At 35.8% G+C, this 17,122-nt stretch carries 23 protein-coding genes; 19 read left to right on the top strand and 4 right to left on the bottom strand.

The window, feature by feature from the left end; all coding sequences use genetic code 11:
- Position 1: 1 nt before the first annotated feature.
- The 8 genes from secY (at position 2) to rplQ (ending at position 4,752) form a co-directional block, all read left to right on the top strand.
- Positions 2–1,381 carry a preprotein translocase subunit SecY gene (gene secY, locus BW946_RS15215; protein WP_062673613.1) on the top strand — a complete coding sequence of 460 codons (1,380 nt, stop codon included), beginning with the start codon at positions 2–4 and terminating at the stop codon, positions 1,379–1,381.
- Positions 1,382–1,384: 3 nt separating this feature from the next.
- Positions 1,385–1,600: a translation initiation factor IF-1 gene (gene infA / locus BW946_RS15210; RefSeq protein ID WP_027381317.1), complete on the top strand. Its 216-nt coding sequence runs from the start codon at positions 1,385–1,387 to the stop codon at positions 1,598–1,600.
- 63 nt (positions 1,601–1,663) lie between these two features.
- Entirely contained in the window at positions 1,664–1,780 is a 117-nt protein-coding gene (gene rpmJ, locus BW946_RS15205; protein WP_007839480.1) for a 50S ribosomal protein L36, read from the top strand.
- Between the two features lie 7 nt (positions 1,781–1,787).
- Positions 1,788–2,165, top strand: coding sequence for a 30S ribosomal protein S13 (gene rpsM, locus BW946_RS15200; RefSeq protein ID WP_002983260.1), 378 nt, complete (start codon positions 1,788–1,790; stop codon positions 2,163–2,165).
- A 12-nt stretch (positions 2,166–2,177) separates the two neighbouring features.
- Positions 2,178–2,567, top strand: coding sequence for a 30S ribosomal protein S11 (gene rpsK / locus BW946_RS15195; protein ID WP_002983263.1), 390 nt, complete (start codon positions 2,178–2,180; stop codon positions 2,565–2,567).
- Between the two features lie 19 nt (positions 2,568–2,586).
- Positions 2,587–3,195 (top strand): 30S ribosomal protein S4, encoded by a 609-nt coding sequence (gene rpsD / locus BW946_RS15190; RefSeq protein ID WP_076596994.1) that lies wholly within the window; start codon positions 2,587–2,589, stop codon positions 3,193–3,195.
- A gap of 33 nt (positions 3,196–3,228) precedes the next feature.
- Complete coding sequence (locus BW946_RS15185; protein ID WP_047376582.1) at positions 3,229–4,224, top strand: DNA-directed RNA polymerase subunit alpha; 996 nt, start codon at positions 3,229–3,231, stop codon at positions 4,222–4,224.
- Positions 4,225–4,230: 6 nt separating this feature from the next.
- On the top strand, positions 4,231–4,752 hold the full coding sequence (gene rplQ, locus BW946_RS15180; protein WP_066695984.1) for a 50S ribosomal protein L17: 522 nt from the start codon (positions 4,231–4,233) through the stop codon (positions 4,750–4,752).
- A 140-nt stretch (positions 4,753–4,892) separates the two neighbouring features.
- On the opposite strand, the gene BW946_RS15175 is transcribed toward rplQ, so the two are convergent.
- Complete coding sequence (locus BW946_RS15175) at positions 4,893–5,327, bottom strand: hypothetical protein (protein WP_076596993.1); 435 nt, start codon at positions 5,325–5,327, stop codon at positions 4,893–4,895.
- A 567-nt stretch (positions 5,328–5,894) separates the two neighbouring features.
- Here BW946_RS15175 and BW946_RS15170 point away from each other — a divergent pair.
- The 6 genes from BW946_RS15170 (at position 5,895) to BW946_RS15140 (ending at position 12,082) form a co-directional block, all read left to right on the top strand.
- A complete protein-coding gene (locus BW946_RS15170) occupies positions 5,895–6,527 on the top strand; it encodes a response regulator (protein WP_076596992.1) in 633 nt (210 codons plus the stop codon).
- 6 nt (positions 6,528–6,533) lie between these two features.
- Positions 6,534–7,376, top strand: coding sequence for a hypothetical protein (locus BW946_RS15165; RefSeq protein WP_076596991.1), 843 nt, complete (start codon positions 6,534–6,536; stop codon positions 7,374–7,376).
- Between the two features lie 645 nt (positions 7,377–8,021).
- Complete coding sequence (locus BW946_RS15155) at positions 8,022–8,810, top strand: sensor histidine kinase (RefSeq protein ID WP_076597030.1); 789 nt, start codon at positions 8,022–8,024, stop codon at positions 8,808–8,810.
- A 67-nt stretch (positions 8,811–8,877) separates the two neighbouring features.
- A complete protein-coding gene (locus tag BW946_RS15150; RefSeq protein WP_076596989.1) occupies positions 8,878–9,201 on the top strand; it encodes a hypothetical protein in 324 nt (107 codons plus the stop codon).
- 217 nt (positions 9,202–9,418) lie between these two features.
- Complete coding sequence (gene eno, locus BW946_RS15145; protein WP_076596988.1) at positions 9,419–10,711, top strand: phosphopyruvate hydratase; 1,293 nt, start codon at positions 9,419–9,421, stop codon at positions 10,709–10,711.
- A gap of 84 nt (positions 10,712–10,795) precedes the next feature.
- Complete coding sequence (locus BW946_RS15140; RefSeq protein ID WP_076596987.1) at positions 10,796–12,082, top strand: citrate synthase; 1,287 nt, start codon at positions 10,796–10,798, stop codon at positions 12,080–12,082.
- Between the two features lie 60 nt (positions 12,083–12,142).
- Here the strand turns inward: BW946_RS15140 and BW946_RS15135 are convergent, their stop codons facing one another.
- Both BW946_RS15135 and BW946_RS15130 read right to left on the bottom strand, forming a co-directional pair.
- Positions 12,143–12,466: a nuclear transport factor 2-like protein gene (locus BW946_RS15135; protein ID WP_076596986.1), complete on the bottom strand. Its 324-nt coding sequence runs from the start codon at positions 12,464–12,466 to the stop codon at positions 12,143–12,145.
- An 18-nt stretch (positions 12,467–12,484) separates the two neighbouring features.
- Complete coding sequence (locus tag BW946_RS15130; RefSeq protein ID WP_076596985.1) at positions 12,485–13,279, bottom strand: SDR family oxidoreductase; 795 nt, start codon at positions 13,277–13,279, stop codon at positions 12,485–12,487.
- 121 nt (positions 13,280–13,400) lie between these two features.
- On the opposite strand from BW946_RS15130, the gene BW946_RS15125 reads away from it, so the two are divergent.
- Positions 13,401–13,787, top strand: coding sequence for a winged helix-turn-helix transcriptional regulator (locus BW946_RS15125; protein ID WP_076596984.1), 387 nt, complete (start codon positions 13,401–13,403; stop codon positions 13,785–13,787).
- A gap of 88 nt (positions 13,788–13,875) precedes the next feature.
- Here BW946_RS15125 and BW946_RS21455 read toward each other — a convergent pair whose 3' ends face one another.
- Positions 13,876–14,040, bottom strand: a complete 165-nt coding sequence (locus BW946_RS21455) for a hypothetical protein (RefSeq protein ID WP_168801913.1) — start codon at positions 14,038–14,040, stop codon at positions 13,876–13,878.
- Between the two features lie 290 nt (positions 14,041–14,330).
- On the opposite strand from BW946_RS21455, the gene BW946_RS15120 reads away from it, so the two are divergent.
- The 4 genes from BW946_RS15120 to BW946_RS15105 all read left to right on the top strand — a co-directional run bounded on the left by BW946_RS15120 (position 14,331) and on the right by BW946_RS15105 (position 17,120).
- On the top strand, positions 14,331–15,245 hold the full coding sequence (locus tag BW946_RS15120; protein WP_076596983.1) for a dimethylarginine dimethylaminohydrolase family protein: 915 nt from the start codon (positions 14,331–14,333) through the stop codon (positions 15,243–15,245).
- Positions 15,246–15,353: 108 nt separating this feature from the next.
- A complete protein-coding gene (locus BW946_RS15115) occupies positions 15,354–15,761 on the top strand; it encodes a four helix bundle protein (RefSeq protein WP_076596982.1) in 408 nt (135 codons plus the stop codon).
- Between the two features lie 55 nt (positions 15,762–15,816).
- Entirely contained in the window at positions 15,817–16,740 is a 924-nt protein-coding gene (ctlX, locus tag BW946_RS15110) for a citrulline utilization hydrolase CtlX (protein ID WP_076596981.1), read from the top strand.
- Positions 16,741–16,760: 20 nt separating this feature from the next.
- Positions 16,761–17,120 (top strand): S-adenosylmethionine decarboxylase family protein, encoded by a 360-nt coding sequence (locus BW946_RS15105; protein WP_076596980.1) that lies wholly within the window; start codon positions 16,761–16,763, stop codon positions 17,118–17,120.
- Positions 17,121–17,122 lie beyond the last annotated feature (2 nt).

The following is a 17,122-nucleotide window of genomic DNA, read 5'->3' as shown; positions in this document are numbered from 1 at the left end:
AATGAAAGAATTTATACAAACACTTAAAAATATTTGGAGTCTTAAAGAACTTAGAGATAAAATTCTCTTTACTTTAGGTATTATCCTTGTGTATAGATTCGCATCTTATATCTCGCTTCCTGCAATTAACCTTGCAGAGGTGGGAGATCTCTTAGAGCATTATAAAAATCAAGGCGGTAACAAGCAAGGAGCAGGTCTCCTTGGCTTGCTTTCGTCGTTTACGGGGGGAGCTTTCAGCCACGCTTCCGTAATGGCGTTGGGAATCATGCCTTATATTTCTGCTTCTATTATTGTTCAGTTGATGGGGATGGCTATTCCTTATCTTCAGAAGCTTCAGAAAGATGGAGAGTCAGGTAGAAATACATTGAACCAAATTACAAGATGGTTAACAATTGGAGTTTGTCTGGTACAGGCACCTTCTTACTTAACTTCTATTACTCAATTATTCTTACCATATGCTCAGTTCCAGTCTGCATACTATGTAGAGCCAAATTCAATCATGTTCTGGTTGCCAAGTATTGTTATTTTGGTTGCCGGTTCAGTATTCGCAATGTGGCTGGGTGAAAAGATTACCGATAAAGGAATCGGAAATGGTATCTCTATCCTTATTATGGTGGGGATCCTTTCAAGATTACCTGAGGCATTCGTACAGGAGATGGCCGTGCAGAACGGAAAAGGAGGAATGGGATCTATCATGATCCTTATTGAAGTATTATTCTGGATGTTGGTAGTTCTTTTAGCAGTAATCTTATCAGTAGCTGTTAGAAAAATTCCCATTCAGTATGTAAGCAGAGCTCAAGCAAGAGGAGGTGTAAACAGAAATCTTATGCAGGGAGCAAGACAATGGATCCCATTGAAAGTAAATGCTGCTGGTGTAATGCCGATTATCTTTGCTCAGGCACTGATGTTCGTACCAGGATTATTAACAAAATTCGATGAGTCTAATACTTTTCTTGCAGGTTTCAAGAATGTTTTTAGCTGGCAGTACAACGTATTGTTTGCGCTATTAATTATTATCTTCTCGTTTTTCTATACTGCAATTACAATCCCGGTAAACCAAATGGCTGATGATTTGAAGAGAAATGGAGGTTTAGTACCGAAAGTAAGACCAGGAAAAGAGACGGCTGATTATTTAGATGATATTTTATCAAAAATTACCTTGCCAGGTGCAATATTTTTATCTATCTTTGCAATCCTTCCGGCAATTGTGCACGGAACCTTTGTTCAGACAGATGCGTTTGCCCTATTTTTCGGGGGAACGTCACTATTAATTATGGTGGGTGTAATTTTAGATACAGTTCAACAGATTAATACATATCTGCTGAACCATCATTATGATGGCTTAATGCAGTCTAAATTATCAAGAACGACTGGATATTAATTTATGGCAAAACAAAAACATATTGAACAAGACGGCGTTATAACGGAAGCACTTTCGAACGCTCAGTTCCGTGTAGAACTAGAAAATGGGCATATTCTTATCGCTCATATTTCTGGTAAAATGAGAATGCATTATATTAAACTTTTACCTGGTGATAAGGTGAAACTAGAAATGTCTCCTTATGATTTATCAAAAGGGAGAATCACATTTAGATATTAAACAAATGCCAAATGGAGTCTTAGGATTTCATTTGGCTATTGTTAAAAAATAAATACTATCAAAATGAAAGTAAGAGCATCAATTAAAAAAAGAAGCGCTGATTGCAAAATCGTACGCAGAAAAGGTGTACTATTCGTAATCAACAAGAAGAACCCAAAATTTAAACAAAGACAAGGTTAATTAAATTATGGCGAGAATTGCAGGTATTGATTTACCAAAAAACAAAAGAGGAGTTATCGGTTTAACTTACATCTATGGAGTTGGAAGAAGTACTTCTTCTGAAATCCTTAAAGCTGCCGGTATCAGCGAAGACAAAAAAGTCAACGAATGGAATGACGATGAATTGGCTGCAATCAGAACGTATATCTCAGAAAACGTAAAAGTAGAAGGAGAATTAAGATCTGAAGTGCAATTGAACATTAAGAGATTAATGGACATAGGATGCCAACGAGGAATACGTCACAGACTTGGATTACCTTTAAGAGGCCAGAGAACGAAAAACAACTCTAGAACCCGAAAAGGAAAGAGAAAAACTGTTGCTAACAAGAAAAAAGCTAGTAAATAATCGTTAGGAATTATGGCAAAACAAACTAAAGTAGTTAAGAAAAGAAAAGTAAAAGTTGAAGCTATTGGTGAAGCTCATATTCAGGCTTCTTTCAATAACATCATCATTTCTTTAACAAATAAAAACGGAGAGGTTATCTCTTGGGCTTCTGCCGGTAAAATGGGTTTCAGAGGTTCTAAAAAGAATACTCCATTTGCTGCTCAGATGGCAGCTGAAAATTGCTCTGCTGTAGCTCACGAAGCTGGTTTAAGAAGAGTAAAGGTGTTTGTGAAAGGTCCGGGTGCAGGTAGAGAATCTGCTATCAGATCTATCCACAATTCAGGAATTGAAGTTAGCGAAATCATTGATGTGACTCCTATGCCACACAATGGATGTAGACCACCAAAAAGAAGAAGAGTTTAATTTTTAGAATTTACCCATTATGGCAAGATATATTGGACCTAAAACTAAGATTGCTAGAAAGTTTGGTGCTGCAATCTACGGAGATGATAAAAACTTCGAAAAAAGAAAAAACCAACCACCAGGACAACACGGTCCTAACAAAAGAAGAGGTGCTAAAAAATCAGAATATGCAGTTCAGTTGGCAGAAAAACAAAAAGCTAAATATACTTACGGTATTTTAGAAAGACAGTTTGCTAACTTATTTGACAAAGCACACAGAAGTAAAGGTGTAACAGGGGAAGTTCTATTACAACTTTGTGAATCAAGATTGGATAACGTAGTATACAGATTAGGTTTTGCTAAAACAAGATCTGGTGCTAGACAATTGGTTTCTCACAGACACATCACTGTGAACGGAGAGATTCTTAACATCCCTTCTTACTTGGTAAAAGCTGGTGATGTAATCACTGTAAGAGAAAAGTCTAAGTCTCTTGAAGTTGTTACCAATGCATTGGCTTCTAAGTCAAACTATGAGTGGTTACAATTCAACGATGAGAAGAAAGAAGGAACTTTCATTTCTGCTCCTGAAAGAATCCAGATTCCGGAGGACATTAAGGAAAACCTTATCGTCGAACTTTACTCTAAATAATTTTTTAATCAAATTTTTGCTCAACCCAATAATATGGCAATTTTACAATTCATAAAACCCGATAAAGTAATTTTACTTAACTCTGATGAATTTAAAGGTCAATTTGAATTCAGACCTTTAGAACCAGGTTTCGGGCTTACAATCGGTAATGCTTTGAGAAGAGTGTTGCTTTCTTCTCTGGAAGGATACGCTATTTCATCTATCAAAATAGAAGGTGTAGAGCACGAATTTTCAACTATTCCAGGAGTAATCGAAGACGTTACCGAAATTATTCTAAACCTTAAGCAGGTAAGATTAAAAGCTGCAGCAGAAGGCCAGGCTAACGAGCAGGTTGTTGCTAAAGTTTCAGGTCAAACGGTTATTACTGCTGGTGATTTAGGAAAGTCTATCAACGGATTTGAGGTTTTAAACCCGGATTTGGTGATCTGCAACCTAAACAGTGATGTAACTTTCGAAATTACTTTCAATATTGAAAAAGGTAGAGGGTATGTTCCTTCTGAACAAAATAAATCAAACAATGCTCCTGTAGGAACTATTGCTATTGACTCTATTTTTACGCCGATCAAGAAAGTACAATATAGCATTGAAAATTATCGTGTAGAGCAAAAAACAGACTACGAAAAACTTGTATTAGATATAGAAACTGATGGGTCTATCAGCCCTCAGAATGCTTTAACTGAGGCTTCCAAGATATTAATTTATCACTTCATGCTGTTCTCTGATGAGAGAATCACGCTTGAAACTGAAGCTGTAAAAGCATCTATCCAGTACGATGAAGAAACTCTTCACACAAGACAACTTCTTAAGTCTAAATTAGCAGATATGGATCTTTCTGTAAGAGCCCTTAACTGTCTGAAAGCAGCTGAAGTAGAAACTCTTGGAGAATTGGTTTCTTACAGTAAGTCTGATTTGATGAAATTCAGAAATTTTGGTAAAAAATCTTTGACAGAACTAGAAGAATTAGTGCATTCAAAAGGTCTTAACTTCGGTTTCGACGTTGCAAAATATAAGTTAGACGCTGATAAATAATTAATAATGAGACACGGTAAAAAATTCAATCACTTAGGAAGAACAGCTTCTCACAGAAGTGCTTTACTTTCTAATATGGCTTGTTCTCTAATTGAGCATAAAAGAATCAACACTACTGTAGCTAAAGCTAAAGCTTTAAGAGTATATGTTGAGCCTCTATTAACAAAAGCAAAAGAAGATACTACACACAACAGAAGAGTAGTATTCTCTTACCTTCAAAATAAATTTGCGGTTGCTGAATTATTCAGAACTGTAGCTCCTAAAATCGCTGAAAGAAACGGTGGTTATACAAGAATCATCAAGACAGGATTCAGACCAGGTGATGCTGCTGATACTGCTCTTATCGAATTGGTAGATTTCAACGAGCTTTACAACCCGAATGCAGAGGAGAAAAAAGCTACAAGAAGAAGCAGAAGATCATCTGCTGCACCTAAAAAAGCTGAAGCAGTAGTTGCTGAAGCTCCAGCAGTAGAAGAGAAAGTAGAAGAAGCTAAAGCTGATACTACTGAAGAAAAAACTGAAGAGTAATATTCATTCAGATATACATAAAAACCATCCGTTTTCGGATGGTTTTTTTATTTTCCATAATATGGATGAAAAGGTATATTGAGAAATAATGGGGAGGTACCCGATAAAAATGTCCCTCAATATTGAAGGACATTTTTTATTTAGATTTTTGTTCTTTTCAACTCAATAATATTATTACCCTGTTCAAGGTGAAGACTGTCTCCTTTTACTCTTGCAGTCATATCATCTTTTTTGTAAATCGTTTCATCACCTTTAGTTTCTGATTTAGGTAATGTAAATGTTTTCTTATTGCTGGTAATGGCTACTGTACTTTCCTTCGGATCATTTTTGAATACTACCTTTACTAACGTTCCGTCTGTAGCTTTATAAACAAAATCTGTTTTCTCAGTCTTCTGACCGTTGATATCCACTGTCGAGGAGCTTTGGGTTACCGAATCTATTTTTCCGTTATGGTCTGTAACCACAGTTTCTGAACTTTCTGTTTTGATAACACTTTTGTTTCCGCTTTCACTTTTTTTACAGCTCACTACCACTAGTGCCAGTACAGCACTTAGTGCTAAAAGACTTTTTTTCATGATTATATTATTTGATATTCAATATGATTTTATACTTTAATTTTACAAAAATCATGCCTTACAATATGAGAAATTTTAACCGATATTGATGCATAATTCTTTTATTTTTCTCCTTGAACATTAGGTCTAGGCAAAAAGAAAATTTTGAAATTAGAGAGAGGCGGTTCTTTTATCAAATGAGAAAATTTAAGAAGATATTGGAATATTACAGCAGGTCATCAGCAGACACTTTACGTTCCTGGAATATGGTTTAAGAAAGATAAGAACCGGATTCAGATTTTTGTGTGGATCAAATTCCATAATACCGTAAGCAGTATTGATCATCCTATCTTTGATCAGATTATGAAATAATAATTAATTTTAAAATTGTAATTATAACTTCTTGATTTTCATTTTAATTTATTGTGAAATATTTTGATTAATCTTATTTTTAAAGTGAAAAAATGATTAAATTTAGTAAAAACTAAAAGACTGAACATAACTTCAAACTCAAACTCTAATATTACACAAAGGTGTAATTGATTTCAAATTGTTTTCTGTTGAAATTTGCTACAAACAAAAAAGGTCATGAGCATTTCCATTGCCATAGTAGAGGACGAAAAAAACTACAACAATGCGTTGAAGAAGGTCATCAATTACCAGAAGGACATGAGAGTAATCGCTCAGTTCTTTGACGGGAATGATGCTATGAAAAACCTAGCCGATTTTTCTCCGGATGTAGTGATGATGGATATCCAATTACAGGATATGCTCGGAATCGAAATCATAGAAAAGCTGCGAAAAGAAATGCCCAATACACAGTTCATCATGTGTACCAGCTTTGACGATGATGAAAAGATCTTTAATTCCTTAAAAGCTGGCGCTATGGGATACCTTGTAAAAGGAGAAAGTATGGACAAGATTCTTTCTTCCATCCGGGACGTATACCACGGTGGCGCTCCTATGAGTTTTTCTATTGCCCGAAGAGTACTTATGCATTTTGAGAAAAAACTTCCTGAGATTAAGGGTTTCGATGAACTTACCGAACGTGAAAAGGAAATTCTTGAACTTCTTTCACAGGGATTTCTCTACAAAGAAATCGCAGATCAGAAATTCATCAGCATTGATACCGTGAAAAAACACGTCGGAAATATCTACAGAAAACTTCACGTAAATAACAAAGTGGAGGCAGTCAATAAATTTAACCATTTTAAAAACTAAGAAATTATGGGAAGCAACAATTACAATCAAGAGGTTACTAGTGGCACAGAAGTAAAAACTGGAGATAAACTGAGAAATTTGGTTTATAGTAAAACTGAAAGAATATTTGAAAGTGTACATCACGATGTGGGTGTAATGTTTATGTATCAGGCAAGTACTGGAATTCTTGAAATTCTTAGTGCTAATCTGAGACGGCACTATTTGGATGGTTATACTTTAGATATTAGTACCATTGAAACTTTGTATAATAATTACGGTTCATTGGGAAATGGATTGCAGTTTAGTTTTATCTTTTTAACAAAGGATGAATATGTTAAGTATACCGGAGATAATTCTGTATTAAATATTTCTGAACTTTCAAATGAATTTTTATACGTGGTCGTTACTCCGCTGGATAGTAATGATAATCCGTTAAAGAAACATTTTGTTATTTTTAATCTGAATTATCAATTTGATATCAATAAAATTATTATAAGCGATTCTGATTTCAGTAATTTCCACAAAAATTTTCTGAAGAATAATTTGTATACGGCTACTTCTGCTTATAGTCACCCTAAAGATGCGACAGTATGCTTAAGATATACCTGGGATAGTTTAAAAGAAATTATGGCTGAAACAGATTCTGCCGGGGAAAGATATAAACAGGTAAAGTTTATTTTGGGCGAAGTTACTCCATATAAGATTTTATCTGACTTTTTCAGAAGAAATCCTCAATATGGCTTGGATGAGCCTAAATATAGGAAAGCCTATTCTGATCATGAAAAACAGTTAACTATTGTTGGAATGTATCTTCCGGAAGAAATTAACGGTAAAGAAGGCTACTTCGACATGGGCTCTCTTTATCCATAGAAATGCTTATTCAGATTATATACTTATCAATCCTCTTTATAGATACCGTAAAGTCGATGGTTTTAGCTGGAAAGAAAGGTCTTTCCAGCCAAAACTATTTTACGGTTTTCTTATTCCTGTCTCTTAGTCTGGAGCTATATGGACATTATAAAATATATAATAAAGAGTTTGACTTTGCTTATCTCTTTAATTATTACAGTATTTTTCTGATTGTTTTTTTTAACATATACTATGAAAAAATCTTTCCTCAAAAACTCAAAGTATTCTTCCGGTATGTTCTCATAGTCCTGCTGGCATATATAGTCCTGTTTGTAAAGTTTTATAGTGAAAACTATGAAAATACATTGGGTATTTTAGTTTGCTTTTATTTTATTATTAATACCTTGCTTTGGTTTTATATCAGACTGAAAAACTTTGATGAGATAAAAATGTTGAATGATCCGCATTTCTGGATTTCCTGTGGGTTACTTTTTTGGAGCATCTTTTTTATTTTTAGATCCATCCCCATGTTTTTTCTTCAGGATAATGATCCGGGTTTTCTACAAATTTTAAAGACTGTGCAGTATTGTGTTAATATCATCATGTATGGAATGTTCTATATTGCTTTAAAGAAATTTGCGGATAACGGAAAATAAAAACATGAATATGAAACAGTTGCCGGACACCATAAGGTTGGCATATATTATTGCCGTTATTCTGTTAATAACTTTCGTTATTTTCATTATTTTGATCGTTGTTTTGTATAATAAAAGACAACTCTTTTTTATTCAGCAGCAACAACTCAAAGAAGCTGAGTACCAAAACCAGCTCCTCCAGAAAGAACTGGAAAAACAAAAAATGCTGGAACAGGAGAGAGAACGTATCTCCCACGATATGCATGATGATCTCGGAGCCGGAATTTCAGCATTAAAACTTCAGGCAGAATTTCTGAAACAGAAAGCAGAAGACGATGATCTGCAAAACGATATCGATGAACTTCTGAAAACCTCCGAAGAAATGAATATCTCCATGAGAGAAATGCTTTGGAGCCTGAATTCAGGAAATGACACTCTGGGAAGCTTTGTAGACTATGCTATCTTTTATACCGGAAACTTTTTGAAGAAAACGAAAATAGTGGTGCAGTCAGAATATAAAGGTATCATAGGAGAAAAGCCTATTTCTACAGAAATGAGACGTAATCTTTTTCTCTGTTTAAAAGAAGCTGTTAATAATGTGTACAAACACAGTCATGCAAATATTTTGAAACTTTCATTTTCACAGGAAGGAAATAATTTCTCTATGAAAATATCAGATAATGGAATCGGGATTTCTGAGGTACATAAGCAAGGTAATGGTCTTAGAAATATGAAACGAAGAATGAGCGAATTGTCTGGTGAATGTCACATCATAACCGAAAACCCCGGAACCAGTATGGTTTTCAAAATAACAGTATAAATTACCCTTTTGTGTAATTGACAGATCTGGTTTTTAGATGGAAATTTGATATATAAAACCAAAAGCCATGAAAACTCTTATTAACGACATCGAAGACTTAGAAGGTGCTTTAAAAAACAACAGTGATCTTCAGGAAAAATTCAAAACCAACCCTGTAGAAGCTATAAAAGGTGTAGAGATAAGAAATCCGAAAGAAACCGATTATTGGATCTACCGAATTATTGTTCTTATGCTCGGGCTGGCGGTGATCGCCATTATTGCAGGACTTATTATTCTTTCCGTTCACAGTAAAGAAAAACCGGATAGTCAGCTGGTAACAATCTTTGCTACTATTTCATCAGGAGCAATAGGTGCCCTTGCAGGTCTTTTATCTCCTTCTCCCAGAAAATAACAGTAACTTATGTAACGTATAATAAAGCTCACTTTTTAAGGTGAGTTTTCTTTATTATTGGCCTATTTTAAACTCCTGATCTATTGGCTTTAAAATGGGGAATCATCATAATATAAATTAACTAAAATTTAACTCGGATTTATTTCAAAAAAATACGCTGAAATACCCCTGAAAGTTAAATTTTGATTAAATTTGTCTAAACTAAAAAAAATAAAAAATGAGTGCAATTTCTTACATAGAAGCAAGACAGATTTTAGACTCCAGAGGAAATCCTACCATTGAAGTAGATGTATTTACAGAAAGCGGGGCAATGGGCCGTGCAGCTGTACCTTCAGGAGCATCTACAGGTGAACACGAGGCGGTAGAATTACGTGACGGCGGTTCGGAATATCAGGGAAAAGGAGTCCTGAAAGCTGTTGAAAATGTAAAAGAAGTAATTGCAGAGAATTTAGTAGGGCAACCGGTTTTTGAACAAAACTATATCGATCAGATTATGATTGATCTTGACGGAACGCCTAACAAAGGAAATCTTGGTGCTAATGCTATTCTTGGTGTTTCTTTGGCGGTAGCCAGAGCTGCAGCTGCAGAATTGGGAATGCCTCTTTATAAATACGTAGGCGGAGTGAACGCAAACACTCTTCCTGTTCCAATGATGAATGTAATTAACGGTGGATCTCACTCAGATGCTCCTATTGCATTCCAGGAATTCATGATTATGCCGGTAAAAGCAGATTCTTTCTCTCACGCATTGAGAAAAGGAACTGAAATTTTCCACAACCTAAAATCGATCCTTAAAGGAAGAGGTCTTTCTACAGCAGTAGGAGACGAAGGAGGTTTTGCTCCTACTTTCAACGGAACAGAAGATGCTTTGGATACCTTACTTCAGGCGATCGAAAAAGCAGGTTATAAGCCAGGTGATGACATCATGCTGGCATTAGACTGTGCTGCTTCAGAATTCTATAAAGACGGAACCTACGATTACAGAAAATTCGAAGGAGACAAAGGCGCTCACAGATCAAGAGAAGAGCAGGTTTCTTACCTTGCAGAATTGGCTGCTAAATATCCGATCATCTCTATCGAAGACGGAATGCAGGAAGATGACTGGGAAGGATGGAAAATGTTAACTGATAAAATCGGTGACAGAGTACAGCTGGTAGGAGATGATTTATTTGTAACCAACGTAGACAGGTTGTCAAGAGGAGTAACAGAAGGAATTGCCAACTCAATCCTTGTAAAAGTAAATCAGATTGGTTCTCTTTCTGAAACAATGGCTGCTGTACAGATGGCTCAGAATAACAAGTTTACTTCAGTGATGTCTCACAGATCAGGAGAAACTGAAGACTCTACAATTGCTGATTTAGCAGTAGCAATGAACTGTGGACAGATCAAGACAGGTTCAGCTTCAAGATCAGACAGAATGGCAAAATATAACCAGCTGTTAAGAATTGAAGAGGCACTTGGTGAAACTGCAATTTTCCCGGGTTTAGGAGCATTTAAAATTAAAAGATAATCGAATTTATAAATAACGGCAAGCGATAATTTTTGTTTGCCGTATTTTATGGAAAGTAGTATATTTAAAAAAAATAAATAAATAATGTCAGACAACAAAGTAATATTGAATTACGACGGTAATTCATATGAATATCCAATCGTGGATAGTACTATCGGAGACAGAGGGATTGATATTTCAAAATTAAGAGACCAGACAGGTTTGATCACTCTGGATTTAGGTTACAAAAATACAGGGGCTACTATTAGCGACATCACTTACTTAGACGGAGATAAAGGAGAATTATTCTACAGAGGTTATCCAATCGAGCAGATTGCTGAGAAATCTAACTTCACTGAAGTAATGTATCTTTTATTACATGGAGAATTACCTACTCAGGACCAGTTTACTTCATTCGACAACAATATTAAACAATATAACTTCATCGCAGACGAAATGAAAAAAATCATTGATGTTTTTCCTCGTTCTGCTCACCCTATGGGAGTTTTGTCTTCTTTAACTTCTGCTTTGACAGCTTTCAACCCGAAAGCCGTTAACGTAAACTCTAAAGAAGAAATGGATCATGCTGCTGAGCTTATGATCGCTAAGTTCTCTCACCTTTGTGCATGGACTTACAGAAAAACTCAAGGTTTACCATTAAACCACGGTGATAACAACCTGAACTATGTAGAGAACTTCTACAAAATGGCCTTCAGATTACCAAACGCTGATTTCGAAATCGATCCGGTAGTGGTAAATGCTTTAGATAAATTATTAATCCTTCACGCAGACCACGAACAAAACTGTTCTACTTCCACAGTAAGAATGGTAGGTTCTGCTCACACAGGTCTTTTCGCTTCTATCTCTGCTGGGGTATCTGCACTTTGGGGACCACTTCACGGTGGTGCTAACCAGGCTGTAATCGAAATGCTTGAAATGATTGAGAAAGATGGTGGTGACGTATCTAAATATGTTGCTAAAGCTAAAGATAAGAATGATAACTTCCGTCTAATGGGATTCGGACACAGAGTTTACAAAAACTTCGACCCAAGAGCGAAAATCATCAAGAAAGCTGCTGACGATATCCTTAAAGCATTAGGCATCCAGGATAAAGCTCTTGACATTGCAATGCAGTTGGAAAGAGTAGCGCTGGAAGACGAATACTTCGTAGAAAGAAAACTATATCCAAACGTAGACTTCTACTCAGGGATCATCTACAGAGCATTAGGAATTCCTACAGAAATGTTCACCGTAATGTTTGCATTAGGAAGACTTCCGGGATGGATTTCTCAGTGGAAAGAAATGAGACTGAAAGGAGACCCGATCGGAAGACCAAGACAGGTTTACCAAGGTGCTCAGGAAAGAAACTACATCGACATCGCAAGCAGATAATATTTGCTTACAATATAAAAGAATCCCAAAGCTTGCTTTGGGATTCTTTATTTTTACAACTTATTCAGTAATAGCTAAAGCCGTAATAAGATCGTTCTTCGTTCGGAAATGAAAATTCAGCATTGCCGGACTTCCATCAAAAGAACCGGAAATATTAATTCTTAAAACGGTTGTATTATCCTTCACCGAAAAATCTTTTACCTCAAACAAGGTTTTGTATTCATTATTGGATTTTTCATTCCATTGTCTTATTTCCTCTTTTCCGGTGTATATTTTTCCTTCATCAAATACGGATGCCTGTTCAGAAAAACAGTTAGAGAAAGAAATACTGTCAAAAAGTTCCTGCGCCTTCAAGAATTCCTGTAAAATGTTAGGTAAGTTCATATTGTTATTTTTAAATGATTAAACAGTTGGAATAGTGCCGCCATCTATTACATATTCGGTCCCGGTTAGATATTGTGCCCGTGGAGAAACTAAAAATCCAACAAACTCTGCAATATCTTCTGGCTGGGCAGGTTTACCAATGGGAATTCCACCCAACGCATCCATGACACTTTGAGTAGCCTCTTCTATTGAAGTTTCTGAACTTTTAGCAATGCGTTCCATCATTCGGATGGCAGATGAGGTCATGATCCAGCCTGGAGAAACGGTAAGAACACGAACTCCCTTTGGAGAAACTTCTTTTGATAAACCTTTACTATAATTGATCAATCCGGCTTTGGCAGCAGCATAGGGTAATGTTGAATCAAATAAAGGTAGCCTTCCCTGAATGGAGGCAATATGAATGATCACTCCCGTTTTTCGTTCCAGCATTTGCGGCAGAAATCCTCTGTCTAAACGAACGGGTGCCAATAAATTGGTCTGAATTGTATTTTCCCAGTCTTCATCACTTAAAACAGAGAAGCCACCACCTGGCGTTTCTGAACCCCCCAATGTATTAATTAAAATATCAAGCTTGCCAAAAGTAGACAACACTTCTCTTACCACCTTTTCAGTACCTTTTGCCAGGCTGAGATCTCCTGAAATAAAATGAAGTTGATTATTCATCTCTTCAGGCTGATTTCTTGCAGTGACAATTACAGTAGCACCAGCAGTGAGTAATCTTTCGGCAATAGATTTTCCGGTTCCTCTTGTTCCTCCGGTCACCAAAGCAATTTTACCTGACAATTCGTTGTTGAAATGAAATGATTCTGTCATGATTTCTTTTTTGTACAAATTTCAGGAGTATGACGGGCTCTTACAAGTACGGTCTTACGAATCGCATAGGGATAAATTAATCCCCTATTGTGATCTCATCTCATTGTGTTACATTTGCTTTATGTACGAAAGAAAAATCCCACCCAATCTGAATTGCGGTCTTGATCTGATTGCTGAAGTGCTCTATGGCAAATGGAAGATCCGTTTGCTATGGTTTATTAATGAAGGATTTCAAAGGCCAAGTGAATTACAACGGAAAATTCCTGATGCTTCCCGCAGAGTATTGAATGTTCAGTTAAAAGAACTGGAAGAACATGATCTTGTCACTAAGAAAATTTATCCTGTTGTGCCACCAAAAGTAGAATACAGGCTTACGGAATTCGGACAGACATTGATTCCGGTAATTGCCACATTAGGGAAATGGGGTGATGATCATGAAGAACGCTTACGGATATTGATATTGAGGAGGCTTGAAAACTTGTCACATAGTGAGAGAAACAATATCTGATATTAGCTTTTTTGATTTAATATCAGGTGAATAAATCTATAAAATAGTAGAAGAAAACCTGCTTTTTCAAGCAGGTTTCCGTTTTTTATTAAGGACATTGGCATCTGTCGCAAGTCCAGATATAACATTTTCCTGTATCGTCCCACTCGCAGCATCTTCTGCCAGTTGAAATCGGAGCTCCTCCCATTACAGATTTTTGTTGATCTCTTCCTAATTTGTGTGCATTTTTCAGCACCGGATTGTTCTTGTTCATGACTTTGATTTTTGGTGTTAATAGTTACGTTTTATTGTTTATAATTTCGCGAAAATTATATCACTAATATAGGAAATTAAATAATATAATTATCTTTTTTTTGATTCTTATGTAGATGGAAAATAGTAAGTTGTAGATGTTTTTGGGACTATTCACTGCAGTTGGCCGGATATACAAGCAAATTTTATTGGAGAGTGCTGATTTTAGAAATTAAATTTAATACATAAAATAATCCAAAAGTTTCCCAGATAGAGACCTTTACTTATATTTGTAGTATTGCATAAATCTTTATGAGACTAAATATTAAAAACGAAACAGGTAGGCTGAAGTCAGTAGTTCTAGGCCAGCCTAATTCATTGGGACCAGTTCCCACATTAGAGGAAAGTTATGACGCGAAGTCATATTACTCTATAGAACACAACATTTATCCTAAAGAAGAGGATATTATCAATGAAATGAACGCTTTTGAAGCGGTTTTAAAAAAGTATGGCGTTGAAGTTCTACGTCCTAGTATCATCAAAGATTACAATCAGGTTTTTTCAAGAGATGTAGCCTTTGTGATTGATGACAAGATGATCATTTCCAATGTGATTGCAGACAGAGCAGACGAACAGGAAGCCTACAAAAGTGTTTTTGAAAAAGTAGCATGGAGAAAGATTATCAACCTTCCGGAAACCGCACACATTGAAGGAGGAGATGTAATTGTATGGAATGATTTTCTTTTCATAGGAACCTGCTTCAGTGAAGATTACAGAAACTATAAAACGGCAAGAACCAACGAGTATGCTATCGAAATCCTGAAAGAATATTTTCCAAAGAAAAGAATCATAGATCTGGAACTGAAGAAAAACGATAAAGTACCGTTTGAAGGTATTCTGCATCTGGATTGTACATTTAATCCTGTAGGAGAAGACAAATGTATCATTTATAAAAACGGATTCGTAGACGAAAGTGATTACCGTTTAATCATCGATATTTTCGGCGAAGAAAACTGCTTCCATATCAATGATGAAGAAATGTTTGAAATGTTCCCGAATATTTTCTCTATTTCCCCTGATGTAGTGGTTTCAGACAAAGCATTCACCAGAATGAATAACCATTTGAGAAACGAGTGGGGAATGACTGTTGAAGAAATTCCTTACAGAGAAATCTCCAAAATGGGAGGCTTGTTGAGATGTTCTACAATGCCGCTTGTGAGAGAATAATTGGGTAGAAGTGTTTTAGGGTTTGAGAGTGGAAGTGTTTTTAAGGTCTGGAAGTTATAGTGTTGGTGGATTTAAATATTTTTTTAATTTAAAAAAAAATATTTGGGTATGTCGACAATTAAATTTCATCAGGACTTAAAAGTTTATCAACAATCATTTGAAACAGCACAGGTGATTTATGAACTCTCAAAATCTTTTCCGAAAGAAGAACTTTACTCTCTTACAGATCAGATAAGAAGATCATCAAGATCTGTAACAGCCAATATCAGTGAGGTATGGGGAAAAAGAAAATATGAAAAATCCTTCGTTGCTAAACTTACGGATTCAGAGGGAGAGGCAAGAGAAACCCAGATATTGCTTCAGTTTGCTTTTACCTGCGATTATATGAATGAAGAGCAATATGAAAATTTGCACAAACAATACAACCAAATAATAGGAATGTTAGTTAATATGATGAGCCAGTCTGAAAAATGGTGTTCATTTTCTCCGATTAGAAAGGAAGAAAATAATTTATAAACCGTTGTGAAAACTCTCAAACACTCATACGCTAATACCTTCAAACTTAGAAAAAATGCAAACAACAGATACAGTATTAATGATAGAGCCGATTGCATTCGGTTACAACGCTGAAACAGCGAAAAATAATTACTTTCAGGTAGAACAGACGGGTTCTGATATCCAGTCAAAAGCATTGGCGGAGTTCAATACCTTTGTTGGAAAGCTGAGAGAAAAAGGAATTAATGTAATTACTATAAAAGATACTTTAGATCCCCATACTCCGGATTCTATTTTTCCGAATAACTGGGTAAGTTTTCACAAGGATGGAAAAGTGGTTTTATATCCCATGTTTGCTTCCAACAGAAGAGTGGAAAGAAGAGAGGATATTATTGAAAGTATCCGGGAACAGGGATTTGATGTGGTTGAGGTAGATGACTGGTCTTTCTCTGAAACTCAGGGACACTTTCTGGAAGGAACAGGAAGTATGATTTTTGATCATGATAACAAAATTGCTTACGGCTCGGTTTCCTTGAGACTGGATGAAAAACTGTTCAGAGAATTCTGTACAAAATACGGATTTACTCCCGTTGTTTTCCATTCTTTCCAGACCGTAGGAACAGAAAGACTTCCAATCTATCACACCAATGTCATGATGTGTGTGGCAGACAAGTTTGTCGTAATCTGTCTTGATTGTATTGATGATGAGCTGGAAAGAGAAAAAGTAGTGGAAACGATTAAAGGTTCAGGAAAAGAAATTATCGAAATTTCTGAAGAACAGATGCAGCAGTTTGCAGGAAATATGCTTCAGGTTCAGAATAAAGACGGTAATAAATTCCTTGTGATGAGCCAGACTGCTTACAAGTCCTTGTCTTCAGAACAGGTAGCAGCTATTGAAAAATACTGCGAAATTATCTATTCAGACCTGAATACCATTGAAGTAAATGGTGGAGGAAGCGCAAGATGTATGCTTGCAGAGGTTTTTCTTCCAAAAAAATAATATATTTACGAAAAAATTAATTGAAACCATTATCAAGTAAAGGTTTACATATTCTTCTGACTTTGGAAACTGAGTCAGAAGATTTGTTATTAGACAGCAAAGGATTTCTGGAATTTACAGAAGAAATTCTGAAAACCAAAGAGGTGGAAATTGTAGGAGTAACCAATCATATTTTTGAAAATGACAGCTTTACTTCCGCCGTGATCCTTAAAGAGTCTCACCTTTGTATCCACACGTGGCCGGAATTTAAACAGCTTACCTTTGATGTTTTTCTCTGTAATTATACACAGGATAACACTACAAAAGTAGAGCAGATTGCAGATGAAGTGGTTCAGTATTTTAAAGCTAATACCATTCAGAAACACAAAATTTACAGATAAAA

The organism is Chryseobacterium sp. RU33C, from assembly GCF_900156015.1.
Taxonomy (GTDB): Bacteria; Bacteroidota; Bacteroidia; order Flavobacteriales; family Weeksellaceae; genus Chryseobacterium; species Chryseobacterium candidae.
The sequence above is the reverse complement of the archived record's forward strand: the minus strand, read 5'-3'. Positions and strand labels throughout refer to the sequence as shown.

What these genes read in the sequence shown, in the direction of transcription:
- rplQ (WP_066695984.1), top strand. Translation starts at nt 4,231, where the DNA reads ATGAGACACGGTAAAAAATTCAATCACTTAGGAAGAACAGCTTCTCAC.
- rpsK (WP_002983263.1), top strand. Translation starts at nt 2,178, where the DNA reads ATGGCAAAACAAACTAAAGTAGTTAAGAAAAGAAAAGTAAAAGTTGAA.
- BW946_RS15170 (WP_076596992.1), top strand. Translation starts at nt 5,895, where the DNA reads ATGAGCATTTCCATTGCCATAGTAGAGGACGAAAAAAACTACAACAAT.
- BW946_RS15140 (WP_076596987.1), top strand. Translation starts at nt 10,796, where the DNA reads ATGTCAGACAACAAAGTAATATTGAATTACGACGGTAATTCATATGAA.
- rpmJ (WP_007839480.1), top strand. Translation starts at nt 1,664, where the DNA reads ATGAAAGTAAGAGCATCAATTAAAAAAAGAAGCGCTGATTGCAAAATC.
- BW946_RS15185 (WP_047376582.1), top strand. Translation starts at nt 3,229, where the DNA reads ATGGCAATTTTACAATTCATAAAACCCGATAAAGTAATTTTACTTAAC.
- BW946_RS21455 (WP_168801913.1), bottom strand. Translation starts at nt 14,040, where the DNA reads ATGAACAAGAACAATCCGGTGCTGAAAAATGCACACAAATTAGGAAGA.
- BW946_RS15150 (WP_076596989.1), top strand. Translation starts at nt 8,878, where the DNA reads ATGAAAACTCTTATTAACGACATCGAAGACTTAGAAGGTGCTTTAAAA.
- ctlX (WP_076596981.1), top strand. Translation starts at nt 15,817, where the DNA reads ATGCAAACAACAGATACAGTATTAATGATAGAGCCGATTGCATTCGGT.
- BW946_RS15135 (WP_076596986.1), bottom strand. Translation starts at nt 12,466, where the DNA reads ATGAACTTACCTAACATTTTACAGGAATTCTTGAAGGCGCAGGAACTT.
- BW946_RS15165 (WP_076596991.1), top strand. Translation starts at nt 6,534, where the DNA reads ATGGGAAGCAACAATTACAATCAAGAGGTTACTAGTGGCACAGAAGTA.
- secY (WP_062673613.1), top strand. Translation starts at nt 2, where the DNA reads ATGAAAGAATTTATACAAACACTTAAAAATATTTGGAGTCTTAAAGAA.
- BW946_RS15175 (WP_076596993.1), bottom strand. Translation starts at nt 5,327, where the DNA reads ATGAAAAAAAGTCTTTTAGCACTAAGTGCTGTACTGGCACTAGTGGTA.
- rpsM (WP_002983260.1), top strand. Translation starts at nt 1,788, where the DNA reads ATGGCGAGAATTGCAGGTATTGATTTACCAAAAAACAAAAGAGGAGTT.
- eno (WP_076596988.1), top strand. Translation starts at nt 9,419, where the DNA reads ATGAGTGCAATTTCTTACATAGAAGCAAGACAGATTTTAGACTCCAGA.
- BW946_RS15115 (WP_076596982.1), top strand. Translation starts at nt 15,354, where the DNA reads ATGTCGACAATTAAATTTCATCAGGACTTAAAAGTTTATCAACAATCA.
- BW946_RS15120 (WP_076596983.1), top strand. Translation starts at nt 14,331, where the DNA reads ATGAGACTAAATATTAAAAACGAAACAGGTAGGCTGAAGTCAGTAGTT.
- rpsD (WP_076596994.1), top strand. Translation starts at nt 2,587, where the DNA reads ATGGCAAGATATATTGGACCTAAAACTAAGATTGCTAGAAAGTTTGGT.
- infA (WP_027381317.1), top strand. Translation starts at nt 1,385, where the DNA reads ATGGCAAAACAAAAACATATTGAACAAGACGGCGTTATAACGGAAGCA.
- BW946_RS15155 (WP_076597030.1), top strand. Translation starts at nt 8,022, where the DNA reads ATGAAACAGTTGCCGGACACCATAAGGTTGGCATATATTATTGCCGTT.
- BW946_RS15130 (WP_076596985.1), bottom strand. Translation starts at nt 13,279, where the DNA reads ATGACAGAATCATTTCATTTCAACAACGAATTGTCAGGTAAAATTGCT.
- BW946_RS15125 (WP_076596984.1), top strand. Translation starts at nt 13,401, where the DNA reads ATGTACGAAAGAAAAATCCCACCCAATCTGAATTGCGGTCTTGATCTG.